Annotated in this window: 11 protein-coding genes; 4 read left to right on the top strand and 7 right to left on the bottom strand. The window is 72.8% G+C overall.

Going from position 1 to position 11,040, the window contains the following annotated elements; translation table 11 throughout:
- Window positions 1–38: 38 nt before the first annotated feature.
- Window positions 39–1,391 carry a class II 3-deoxy-7-phosphoheptulonate synthase gene (locus ACWEJX_RS36260; RefSeq protein ID WP_403798378.1) on the bottom strand — a complete coding sequence of 451 codons (1,353 nt, stop codon included), beginning with the start codon at window positions 1,389–1,391 and terminating at the stop codon, window positions 39–41.
- 119 nt (window positions 1,392–1,510) lie between these two features.
- Between ACWEJX_RS36260 and ACWEJX_RS36255 the strand changes: the two genes are divergently transcribed.
- Both ACWEJX_RS36255 and ACWEJX_RS36250 read left to right on the top strand, forming a co-directional pair.
- Window positions 1,511–1,567 carry a trp operon leader peptide gene (locus ACWEJX_RS36255; RefSeq protein WP_123954659.1) on the top strand — a complete coding sequence of 19 codons (57 nt, stop codon included), beginning with the start codon at window positions 1,511–1,513 and terminating at the stop codon, window positions 1,565–1,567.
- Window positions 1,568–1,662: 95 nt separating this feature from the next.
- On the top strand, window positions 1,663–3,567 hold the full coding sequence (locus tag ACWEJX_RS36250; RefSeq protein WP_451611664.1) for an anthranilate synthase family protein: 1,905 nt from the start codon (window positions 1,663–1,665) through the stop codon (window positions 3,565–3,567).
- 90 nt (window positions 3,568–3,657) lie between these two features.
- Here the strand turns inward: ACWEJX_RS36250 and ACWEJX_RS36245 are convergent, their stop codons facing one another.
- The 5 genes from ACWEJX_RS36245 to ACWEJX_RS36225 form a co-directional block, all read right to left on the bottom strand.
- The gene (locus ACWEJX_RS36245) at window positions 3,658–4,653 is read right to left on the bottom strand and encodes a 2-hydroxyacid dehydrogenase (protein ID WP_451611663.1); all 996 of its coding nucleotides are present in this window, start codon (window positions 4,651–4,653) and stop codon (window positions 3,658–3,660) included.
- A gap of 88 nt (window positions 4,654–4,741) precedes the next feature.
- Complete coding sequence (locus ACWEJX_RS36240) at window positions 4,742–5,731, bottom strand: ATP-dependent 6-phosphofructokinase (protein ID WP_451611662.1); 990 nt, start codon at window positions 5,729–5,731, stop codon at window positions 4,742–4,744.
- Window positions 5,732–5,836: 105 nt separating this feature from the next.
- Window positions 5,837–6,484: a response regulator gene (locus tag ACWEJX_RS36235; RefSeq protein WP_451611667.1), complete on the bottom strand. Its 648-nt coding sequence runs from the start codon at window positions 6,482–6,484 to the stop codon at window positions 5,837–5,839.
- Between the two features lie 41 nt (window positions 6,485–6,525).
- On the bottom strand, window positions 6,526–7,758 hold the full coding sequence (gene macS, locus ACWEJX_RS36230) for a MacS family sensor histidine kinase (protein ID WP_451611661.1): 1,233 nt from the start codon (window positions 7,756–7,758) through the stop codon (window positions 6,526–6,528).
- Window positions 7,759–7,796: 38 nt separating this feature from the next.
- A complete protein-coding gene (locus ACWEJX_RS36225) occupies window positions 7,797–8,543 on the bottom strand; it encodes a lysophospholipid acyltransferase family protein (RefSeq protein WP_451611666.1) in 747 nt (248 codons plus the stop codon).
- Between the two features lie 186 nt (window positions 8,544–8,729).
- Here ACWEJX_RS36225 and ACWEJX_RS36220 point away from each other — a divergent pair, with 186 nt between their 5' ends.
- The gene (locus tag ACWEJX_RS36220; RefSeq protein WP_451611660.1) at window positions 8,730–9,518 is read left to right on the top strand and encodes an alpha/beta hydrolase; all 789 of its coding nucleotides are present in this window, start codon (window positions 8,730–8,732) and stop codon (window positions 9,516–9,518) included.
- A 58-nt stretch (window positions 9,519–9,576) separates the two neighbouring features.
- Window positions 9,577–10,215 carry a hypothetical protein gene (locus tag ACWEJX_RS36215; RefSeq protein ID WP_451611659.1) on the top strand — a complete coding sequence of 213 codons (639 nt, stop codon included), beginning with the start codon at window positions 9,577–9,579 and terminating at the stop codon, window positions 10,213–10,215.
- A 12-nt stretch (window positions 10,216–10,227) separates the two neighbouring features.
- On the opposite strand, the gene ACWEJX_RS36210 is transcribed toward ACWEJX_RS36215, so the two are convergent.
- On the bottom strand, window positions 10,228–10,989 hold the full coding sequence (locus ACWEJX_RS36210; protein ID WP_451611665.1) for an endonuclease/exonuclease/phosphatase family protein: 762 nt from the start codon (window positions 10,987–10,989) through the stop codon (window positions 10,228–10,230).
- Window positions 10,990–11,040: the final 51 nt, after the last annotated feature.

The raw sequence follows: 11,040 nt of genomic DNA, 5'->3' as shown, positions 1-11,040 counted from the left end.
ATCACAAGGATCCGCGCCCCACTCTCGTACGTACCTACTTACTGATCGCGGTACATCTCCGCCACCAGGAACGCCAGGTCCAGCGACTGGCTGCGGTTGAGCCGCGGGTCGCAGGCCGTCTCGTAGCGCTGGTGCAGGTCGTCGACGAAGATCTCGTCGCCGCCGCCCACGCACTCGGTGACGTCGTCACCGGTGAGCTCGACGTGGATGCCGCCCGGGTGGGTGCCCAGCTCCTTGTGGACCTCGAAGAAGCCCTTGACCTCGTCGAGCACGTCGTCGAAGCGGCGCGTCTTGTGGCCGGAGGCCGCCTCGAAGGTGTTGCCGTGCATCGGGTCGGTCACCCAGGCGACCGTCGCGCCCGAGGCGGTGACCTTCTCGACCAGCTCGGGGAGCTTGTCGCGGACCTTGTCGGCGCCCATGCGGACGATGAAGGTCAGCCGGCCCGGCTCGCGGTCCGGGTCCAGGCGGTCGATGTACGTCAGCGCCTCTTCGGCGGTGGTCGTCGGGCCCAGCTTGATGCCGATCGGGTTGGCGATCTGCGCCGCGAACTCGACGTGGGCGTGGTCCAGCTGACGGGTGCGCTCACCGATCCAGACCATGTGGCCGGAGGTGTCGTACAGCTTGCCGGTGCGCGAGTCGGTACGGGTCAGCGCGCCCTCGTAGTCGAGCAGCAGCGCCTCGTGCGAGGCGTAGAACTCGACCGCGCGGAACTCGGCCGGGTCGGTGCCGCACGCCTTCATGAAGTTCAGCGCGTTGTCGATCTCGCGCGCCAGCTGCTCGTAGCGCTGGCCCGACGGGGACGACTTCACGAAGTCCTGGTTCCAGGCGTGCACCTGGCGCAGGTCGGCGTAGCCACCGGTGGTGAAGGCGCGGACCAGGTTCAGCGTCGACGAGGACGCGTGGTACATCCGCTTCAGGCGCTCCGGGTCCGGGACCCGGGCGGCCTCGGTGAAGTCGAAGCCGTTGACGGAGTCGCCCCGGTAGGTCGGGAGCGTCACGCCGTCGCGGGTCTCGGTCCCCTTCGAGCGCGGCTTGGAGTACTGCCCGGCGATGCGGCCGACCTTCACGACGGGCACGGAGGCCGCGTACGTGAGGACGGCGCTCATCTGGAGCAGCGTCTTCAGCTTGGCGCGGATGTGGTCGGCGGAGACGGCGTCGAAGGCCTCGGCGCAGTCGCCACCCTGGAGGAGGAACGCCTCGCCACGGGCGACGGCTCCCATCCGGGCGCGCAGTTGGTCGCACTCGCCGGCGAAGACGAGCGGAGGATAGGACTCGAGCTCCGCGACGACGTCGCGCAGAGCCTCGGCATCGGGGTACTCAGGCTGCTGCGCCGCGGGCAGGTCTCGCCAGGTCGCCTTGGCGACGGCGTGGGTATCAGCGTTCACGGTCACGCCACCACAGTACGGGTCCGAGGCCCGCGTCCACGCCAGTGACCGCCTGATGAGACGAATACAACGGAAGCGACGAAACAGACGGACCCGACAGGGGTGCGTGGGCTACGATCGGCGCCATGTTCACGCAGACGACCCAGAACTGGTGGTGGACCGCTCATCCGGCGGCCCACTGACTGCGCGTACACCGAAACCACGCGAAGGCCGCCCGAGGGGCGGCCTTTCTCGTACCCGCGAGGCCGTTCCTCTCCCCCACAGGAAAGGAACACTCATGGATCTCTCCCGTCTCCTCGACGACTCCTGCCCCCCGTTCGCGCTGCTGCGCCGCCGCACCCCCGGCCGTGACCACGACACCGTCGAGGTGCTCATCGGCCCGGTGCACGAGGCCGAGCGACTCGCCGAGCTGCCCGTCCGCCGTGAGCTGCCGACGCTCGCGCTCGTGCCGTTCCGGCAGATCCGCGAGCGCGGCTTCGACGTGCGCGACGACGGCACGCCGCTCGCCGTGCTGGCCGCCGAGGAGGCGTACGAGCTGCCGCTCGCCGACGCCCTCGCGCAGCTCCCGGACCGTGCCGTACGGGTCGAGGGCGGCGGGTTCGACGTGTCCGACGAGGAGTACGGGCGGATCGTGCGGCGGGTGATCGACGAGGAGATCGGGCGCGGCGAGGGCGCGAACTTCGTCATCCGGCGCACCTTCACCGGCGAGATCCCCGGCTTCGGGCGGGCCGACGCGCTCGCGCTGTTCCGGCGGCTGCTCGCGGGCGAGCGCGGCGCGTACTGGACCTTCGTCGTCCACACCGGGGACCGCACGCTCGTCGGGGCCAGCCCGGAGGTGCACGTGCGGATGTCCGGGGGCACGGTCGTGATGAACCCGATCAGCGGCACCTACCGCTACCCGGCGGGCGCCGCGCCGACGCCCGAGGACCTGCTCGCGTTCCTGGCCGACCGCAAGGAGACCGAGGAGCTGTCGATGGTGGTCGACGAGGAGCTGAAGATGATGTGCACCGTCGGCGACCGGGGCGGGGTGGTGATCGGACCGCGCCTGAAGGAGATGGCGCATCTCGCCCACACGGAGTACGAGCTGCGCGGCCGCTCCTCGCTCGACGTGCGCGAAGTGCTCCGCGAGACGATGTTCGCGGCGACCGTGACCGGCTCACCGCTGCAGAACGCGTGCCGGGTCATCGAGCGCCACGAAGTCGGGGGCCGCGGCTACTACGCGGGCGCGCTCGCGCTGCTCGGCACCGACGAGAACGGGGCGCAGACCCTGGACTCCCCCATCCTCATCCGCACCGCCGACATCGACGCCGCCGGCAACCTGCGGGTCCCCGTCGGCGCCACGCTCGTGCGGCACTCGGACCCGGCGGGCGAGGTCGCCGAGACGCACGCGAAGGCGGCGGGCGTGCTGGCCGCGCTCGGGGTACGGGAGGGGCGGCCGCGCGAGGAGGACGCGGTGCCGGCGCGGCTGGCCGAGGACCCGCGGGTGCGGGCGGCGCTCGACGCGCGGCGGGCGGACCTGGCGCCGTTCTGGCTGCGGATGCAGGTCCGGTCCGCGGAGCTGTCCGGGCACGCGCTGGTCATCGACGCCGAGGACACCTTCACGGCGATGCTGGCGCATCTGCTGCGCTCGTCCGGCCTGGACGTGTCCGTCCTCCGCTACGACGAGCCGGGCCTGCGCGAGCTGGCCCTCGCCCACGACGGCCCGGTGGTCCTCGGGCCCGGCCCGGGCGACCCGCAGGACGCGGCCGACCCGAAGATGCGCTTCCTGCGCGGGCTCACGGCGGAGCTGCTGCGCGAGCACCGGCACGGCCTGCTCGGGGTGTGCCTGGGCCACGAGCTGATCGCGGCCGAGCTGGGCCTGGAGATCGTGCGGAAGCGGACGCCGTTCCAGGGCGCGCAGGTGCGGATCGACCTGTTCGGGCAGGAGCAGACGGTCGGCTTCTACAACAGCTTCACGGCGCGGTGCGACGACGAGGCGGTCCGGGAGCTGGCCGCTCACGGCATCGACGTGAGCCGGGACGCGGCGACGGCGGAGGTGCACGCGCTGGCAGGGCGCGGATTCGCGTCGATGCAGTTCCACCCCGAATCGGTGCTCACGCTGGACGGAGCGGCGGTCGTCACTCGGCTGCTGGCGTCAGCCGGCGCCGAGGCCGCCGTGACCGGACCGGGCGACGTTCGTTAGTCCGGGGCTCCCCGCGACAGCGGGGATGGTCCGTGGACTCCCGCGAAGCCGGGGCCGCGCAGTGCGTGCTCCCCGCACCGGCGGGGATGGTCAGGCCCTCGGTACCAGGACGTTCTCGCTTCGCCTGCCCTCCAGGTAGTCGAGGACGTTCTGGACCGTGGTGTCGATGATCTGGCCGACCGCCTCGGCCGTGTAGTACGCCTGGTGGGAGGTGACCACCACGTTGGGGAAGGTCACCAGGCGGGCCAGGGTGTCGTCCTCGACGCCCGCGAGGGACTTGTCGAGGAAGAAGAGCCCGGCCTCCGCCTCGTACACGTCGAGGCCGACCCCGGCGAAGCGGCCCGCGCGCAGTTCGCCGACGAGGGCCTCGGTGTCGACGAGGCCGCCGCGGCTGGAGTTCACCAGGATGGCGTCGTCCTTCATGGAGCGCAGGGCGGCGGCGTCGACGAGGTGGTGGGTGGCCGGGAGCAGCGGGACGTGCAGGCTGACGAGGTCGGCCTCGGCGAAGAGGTGCTCCTTGTCGACGTACTTCATGCCGAGTCCGACGCAGGCGGGGTTCTCGGCGATGTCCCAGCCGAGCAGCCGCATGCCGAAGCCGTGGGCGATCCGGGTGAACGCCTCGCCGATCTTGCCGGTGCCGAGCACGCCGACCGTCCGGCCGCGCAGGTCCCGGCCCATGAGTCCGTCGAGCCGGAAGTCGAAGTCGCGGGTCCGGTTGGAGGCGCGGACGATCCGCCGGTTGACCGCCATCGCGAGGGTCCAGGCGAACTCGGCGACGGAGTACGGCGAGTAGTACGAGACGCGGGCGACGGTGAGACCGAGCCGCTCGGCCACGTCGAGGTCGATGTTGTTGAAGCCGGTGGAACGCTGGGCGACCATCCGCGTGCCGCCGGCGGCGAGGGTCTGCAGCACGCGGTGGTTCAGGTCGGCGTTGACGCTGGTGGAGATGATCTCGTAGCCGGCGGCGATGGCGGCGGTGTCCTCGGTGAGGAAGACGCCCAGGCAGCGGACCTCGTGGTGGCCCTCGAAGGCCTTCTCCATGAGCGGCTTCTCGTCCGTCTGCACGCCGAATGCCAGGATCTCCACGGGCCCCTCCGAGGGTGTGCGCCGGTTTTGTCCGGTCAAGGGCGAATATACGGCTCGGTGTCGCCGGCGGCTCAGCCGGGCGGGCGGCTCAGCCGAAGAAGATCCCCGCCTCCGCGTACCGCCCCGGGTCCACCGTCTTGAGCCGGTCGGTCGCCGCCGCCAGCGGGACCCGGACCACGTCCGTACCGCGCAGGGCGACCATCGTCCCGTACGCCCCGTCCCGCACCGCGTCCACCGCGTGCAGTCCGAACCGGGTGGCCAGCCAGCGGTCGAAGGCGCTCGGGCTGCCGCCGCGCTGGACGTGGCCGAGGACCGTGGTGCGGGCCTCCTTGCCGGTGCGCCGCTCGATCTCGGCGGCCAGCCACGCGCCCACCGGGCCCGCGCCGGGCCCGCCGGCGCGCGGCCGGGCGCCCTCGGCGACGACGAGGATCGGGGCGTAGGTGGCGGAGAAGCGGGAGGCGACCCAGGCGAGCACCTGGTCGAGGTCGAAGCGCTGCTCGGGCACGAGGATGACGTTGGCGCCGCCGGCGAGTCCGGCGTGCAGCGCGATCCAGCCGGTGTGGCGGCCCATCACCTCGACGACGAGGACGCGGCGGTGCGAGTCGGCGGTGGTGTGGAGCCGGTCGATGGCCTCGGTGGCGATGCCGACGGCGGTGTCGAAGCCGAAGGTCCAGTCGGTGGCCGACAGGTCGTTGTCGATGGTCTTGGGAACGCCGACGCAGGGCAGCCCGTGCTCGGCGTGCAGCCGGGCGGCGACGCCGAGGGTGCCGCGGCCGCCGACCACGACCAGGGCGTCGGTGCGGTGCTTGGCCAGCTGCTCACGGATCCGGCGGACGCCGTCGGGGAGGGCGAAGGGGTCGGTGCGGGAGGAGCCGAGCACGGTGCCGCCGCGCGGCAGGAGGCCGCGGACGGCGCGGACGTCGAGCGGGACGGTGTCGCCCTCGACCACCCCGCGCCAGCCGTCGCGGAAGCCGGTGAGGCTCCAGCCGTGTTCCTGGACGCCCTTGCGGACGACGGCGCGGATCACCGCGTTGAGTCCGGGGCAGTCGCCTCCGCCGGTCAGCACACCGACGCGCATGGGCACGCTCCTTCGCCGTACGTGGGGCTCCTGAGGGGATGCGGCCCACGCTAGTGGTGCGGCGGGCCGCCCCGAGACGGCGAATTGAGTGAATCCCGGCGCCGGTCAGGCGTCGTCGAGCCCGACCTCGATGGCGTACCGGACGAGCTCCACGCGGTTGTGCAGCTGGAGCTTGCCGAGGGTGTTCTGCACGTGGTTCTGCACGGTGCGGTGGGAGATGACGAGCCGTTCGGCGATCTGCTTGTAGCTCAGGCCCTTGGCGACCAGGCGCAACACCTCGGTCTCGCGCTCGGTGAGCCGCGGGGCCTTGGGCTCGTCGGCGCCGGCGGCCGGGGCGGGCTCGGCGGCGAGCCGGCGGTACTCGCCGAGGACGAGGCCGGCCAGGCCCGGCGTGAAGACCGGGTCACCCACGGCGGTGCGCCGGACCGCGTCGAGCAGTTCCTCCGTGCTGGCGGACTTCAGCAGATAGCCGGTGGCACCGGACTTCACGGCCTCCAGGACGTCGGCGTGCTCGCCGCTCGCCGAGAGCACGAGGACCCGCAGTCGCGGATTGGCGCCGACGAGCTCCTTGCAGACCTGGACGCCCGGCTTGAGCGGCAGGTTCAGGTCGAGGACGAGGACGTCGGGGTCGGCCGCGGCGGCGCGGCGGACGGCCTGCTCGCCGTCGCCCGCGGTGGCGACGACGGCGAGGCCGGCCTCGCCGAGGTCGCGGGCGACCGCGTCCCGCCACATCGGATGGTCGTCGACCACCATGACCCGGATGGGCCGCCGCTGTTCCACTGCCTGCTGCTCGCTCACTTCGCTCCTGCCTTCCCCCGCTGCTCCCGCGGTGCGCGCGGGACCTTCAGTTCCACTTCGGTGCCCTGGCCGGGGACCGAGATCAGCTCGGCGGTGCCGCCGAGGTCGCGCAGCCGGCCCCGGATGGACAGGGCCACGCCCATCCGCCCCTCGCCCTCGGCCTGGGCGAGCCGGCCCTCGGGGATGCCGGGGCCGTCGTCCCGTACGGTCACGATCACCTCGTCACCCCAGTCCTCCACCAGGATCCAGGCGCGGGCCGCCTCGCCCGCGTGCACCCGCACGTTGTCCAGGGCGGCGCCGACGGCCGCGGCCAGTTCGCGGGCGGCCGGGGCGGGCAGCGGGACCGGGGCGCCGGGATCGGCGAGGGTGACCCTGGCTCCGGCGCGCGGGGCGAGCAGGGTGCGCAGGTCGATCTCCTCCGACGCGGACTCCGGCTGCTCCGGTTCCTCCACCAGCCGTACGACCGCGCCCTCGGACTCGTCCTCGGAGACGTACGAGGTGCGGATGAGCCCGCCGGCCACCAGGGTGCGCAGCGCGACCTCCTGTTCGCCGGCCATCCGGCCCAGCTCGGCGGCCTCGCCGCCGAGGGCGGTGCCGCGCCGCTGCACCATGGCGAGGACCTGGAGCACGCTGTCGTGGATGTCCCGGGCGAGCCGCTCCCGTTCGCGGGTCGCGGCCTCGATCTCCAGGGCGCGGGCGAGGGTGCGCTCGGAGGCGCGGGCGACCTCGACCACGTAGCCGATGGCGATGGAGGCGACCCAGACGAGCAGCACGTTGTGCAGGGTGTCGCGGGTGGGGTGGCCGCGCTCGACGACGTTGGCGACGGCGACCAGCGAGGACGCCAGGCCGGCCCAGCGCCAGCCGCCCTTGATGGCGTAGGCGAGCACGGCGCCGGCGGTCCATATCGACGGCAGGGTGGAGCTGTCCACCGACCGCACCTGCTCGTCCGCGAGCGGGGTGAGCAGGATGCCGGTGAGGGCGATGGTGAGGTCCGCGGCCAGGAAGCGCCTGGTGCAGCTGACCGCGTTCGCCACCTGGGGAAGCGTGGCGAGGGTCCACACGCACAGCACGGCGAGATAGGCGACCGCGACCCAGTGCCGCTCGTAGTGCCGCCAGCCGAAGACGCACAGCAGCACGGCGTACCCCATGGTGAGGACGCGGTACGCGGTGAGCGCGCGCCACAGCGGCTGCTCGACCGACATGCGCACGACACGTTCGCGCCTGGCCATCTCCCCCACCACCCCCGGGCGCCTCCTCGTCGGGAGGGTCAGGCGCCGGACTCTTCCCGTGCCGCGATCTCGGCCTTGACGGCCTCCTTGGCGGCCTTCTCGGCTTCCGCGATCTGCCGCTTGGCGGCGGTCGCGTAGATGTCCACGTACTCCTGGCCGGACAGCTTCATGATCTCGTACATGACCTGGTCGGTCACCGAGCGCAGGATGAAGCGGTCGCCCTCCATGCCCTGGTAGCGGCTGAAGTCGAGCGGCTTGCCGATCCGGATGCCCGGGCGCATCAGCTTGGGCACGATCTTGCCGGGCGGCTGGATCTTCTCGGTGTCGATCATGGCGACCGGGATCACCGGCGCGCCGGTGGCGAGCGCCACGCGCGCGAGACCGCCGGGCTTGCCGCGGTAGAGCCGCCCGTCGGGCGAGCGGGTGCCCTCCGGGTAGATGCCGAACAGGCCGCCCGACTCGATGACCTCGATGCCGGCCCTGATCGCCGCCTCGCCCGCGCCGCGCGCGCCGGAGCGGTCGACCGGGAGCTGGCCGACGCCCTTGAAGAACGCGGCCGTCAGCTTGCCCTTGACGCCGGGGCTGGTGAAGTACTCGGCCTTGGCGATGAAGGTGACCTTGCGGTCGAGGACGGCGGGCAGGAAGAAGGAGTCCGAGAAGGACAGGTGGTTGCTCGCGAGGATCGCCGGCCCCTCGGCGGGAATGTTCTCGAGGCCCTCCACCCAGGGCCTGAAGGCGATCTTCAGGGACCCTCCGAGGGAGAACTTCATAGCGCCGTAGATCAACTCGTCATGCCTTCCGTGTGCCGTCACGACGACCTTATCCCTTGAGGACGGGACGGGACCGCCACGGGCGCCGCGGCTTCGTGCGAACGGATGCGAACGGGTGCGAACGGCCCTGGTCGGTGTCGGTCCGGTCGCGTACGGTGAAAGCCTTCCCCTTCCGTAGTCGAACCCCGAACAGGAGACCCCGTGTCGGTCCTTCCTGGAGCCGAGCCGTACCGCCACGAGGGCGGAGAGGTCGGCGTCCTCCTCTGTCACGGATTCACCGGTTCCCCGCAGTCGCTGCGCCCGTGGGCCGAGTATCTGGCCGGGCGCGGGCTGACGGTCTCGCTGCCGCTGCTGCCCGGGCACGGCACCCGCTGGCAGGACATGCAGCTCACCACCTGGCACGACTGGTACGCGGAGGTGGACCGCGAGCTGCGCGAGCTCACCGCGCGCTGCGCGCGGGTCTTCGTGATGGGCCTGTCGATGGGCGGCGCCCTGACGCTGCGGCTCGCCGCGCGGCACGGCGACGCGATCAGCGGCATCGTGCTCGTGAACCCGGGCAACAAGGTGCACGGGGTCGCGGCGCGCGCGCTGCCGGTCGTCCGCCACTTCGTCCCGTCCACGAAGGGCATCGCCAGCGACATCAAGAAGCCCGGCTCGGCCGAGATCGGCTACGAGCGGGTGCCGCTGCACGCGGCGCACTCGCTGCGGCGCTTCTTCCAGGTCGTCGACGGCGAGCTGCCGCAGGTCACACAGCCGATGGTGCTGCTGCACAGCCCGCAGGACCATGTGGTGCCGCCGGCCGACTCGGCGCGCATCCTCAGCCGGGTGTCGTCGACGGACGTCAAGGAGATCCTGCTGGAACAGAGCTACCACGTGGCGACGTTGGACCATGATGCGGAGCGGATCTTCGAGGAGAGCTGGGCGTTCGTGACCCGGCTCGCTCCGGAGCTCTCCGGTGACAAGGCCGAGCAGGCCGAGAAGGCCAAGTAGCTCCGAAAGGCCGAGCAGGTCGGCATGGTCGAGGACGTCGAGAAGGGAAGCGCGAGCGGTGGCTGATCAGCAGGACGGGGAGCGCGAGCCGCAGCCCATCGACGAGGAGGCGGCCTGGGCCGCGATCGTCGCGGGGTACGGCGAGGAGCCCGCGGACCCCCCGGGCGCGCGCCCCTTCCGTCCCAACCGTCCGGTGCAGGACCTGGCGCTGCCGGACCTGCCGGACGCCCCGGACGACGGCGGGACGGTGGCGCCGGGGCGCGGCACCGCCTCCGAGTCGCCGGAGAAGCCGGACAAGTTCCGCAAGCCGGAGCCGCCCGCCGAACCGGACGGGCCGGCGCTCGGCTCGTCGATCGTCTTCGCGCCGGGCGTGGGCCTGGGCGGCCCGCGCGACTACACGCCGGCCGAGCCGGACGAGGCCGGCGGCGGCGCGGCCGACGAGGGCCACTTCGTCCCGCCGGAGCCCCCGCCGCTGCCGGAGGCCGACACCACGACCAAGTTCGCCTGGCTGGCGGTGGTCGGCGGCCCGGTCCTGATGCTGCTCGCCGTGCTGCTCCAGTGGGACATGACCTGGTGGCTGACCACGCTGTGCGTGGGCGGCTTCCTGGGCGGCTTCGTGACCCTGGTGGCCCGGATGAAGAGCGACGACGAGGACGACGACGGCTTCGACGACCCGGGCCGGGGCGCGGTGGTGTAACCGCCCGCCCCCTCAGGCCGACGGGCCGGCCGGGCTCGCCGGGATACGGACCACCGCCAGGACGGGCAGGTGGTCCGTCGCCGTTTCCAGGTCTCGCGGGTCGAGGTCGGTCGGGACGCCGCAGGCGAGGAACTCGACGCCCGGCGTGGCGAGGATCGCGTCGATGCGGCGGTCGGGGGCCCGGGCGGGCCAGGTGGGTTCGGCGCCCCAGGGGGCGGCCGTGCGGCCGTCCTGGAGTTCCTTGGTCAGGCGGGTCCAGGCGCGGCCGCCGGGGCGTTCGTTGAGGTCGCCGGCGACGATCGCGTACGGCGTGCCGAGCGCGGCCACCCGGTCCAGGAGCAGGCCGGCCTGGGCGTGGCGCTCGTCCGCGTACAGGCTCAGATGGCAGCTGACGAGGCCGACGCGCGCGCCGCCGAGGCGGACCACGGCGGTGGCGAGGCCGCGTCGGTGCCGGCCGGGGGTGAGGGGCAGGAGCACGTCCTCGGTGCGCTCGACGGTGGCCCGCAGTGAGCACAGCAGCATCGGCCCGGCGGCGGTCGCGCCGCCGCTCAGGATGACGAGGTCGCACCTGGCGGCGAGCCGGGCCGCGTGCTTGCGCCAGCGGAAGAAGCGCGGGGCCTCCTGGACGAAGACCAGGTCGGGGGCGCAGGCCCGGATCACCCGGGCGAGGGCGTCCTCGTCGTCGCGCATCGAGCGCACGTTGTACGAGAGGACCCGGACGACGGCCGAACCGTCGGGTTCGGTACGGGAGTTGGGCAGCTCGCTGATCGCCATGCGGTCAACATAGACGCCGGTGCCCGCCGAGCCCCAGAGGGCGCGGCGGGC

This window comes from Streptomyces sp. NPDC004788, assembly GCF_053601115.1.
Note: the sequence above shows the minus strand (reverse complement) of the source record. Positions and strands in the feature narration are given on the sequence as shown.

Coding starts and splice junctions, on each gene's coding strand:
- ACWEJX_RS36240 (WP_451611662.1), bottom strand. CDS start 5,731: ATGCGCGTCGGTGTGCTGACCGGCGGAGGCGACTGCCCCGGACTCAAC.
- ACWEJX_RS36235 (WP_451611667.1), bottom strand. CDS start 6,484: ATGGTGGTCGACGACCATCCGATGTGGCGGGACGCGGTCGCCCGCGAC.
- macS (WP_451611661.1), bottom strand. CDS start 7,758: ATGGCCAGGCGCGAACGTGTCGTGCGCATGTCGGTCGAGCAGCCGCTG.
- ACWEJX_RS36210 (WP_451611665.1), bottom strand. CDS start 10,989: ATGGCGATCAGCGAGCTGCCCAACTCCCGTACCGAACCCGACGGTTCG.
- ACWEJX_RS36250 (WP_451611664.1), top strand. CDS start 1,663: ATGGATCTCTCCCGTCTCCTCGACGACTCCTGCCCCCCGTTCGCGCTG.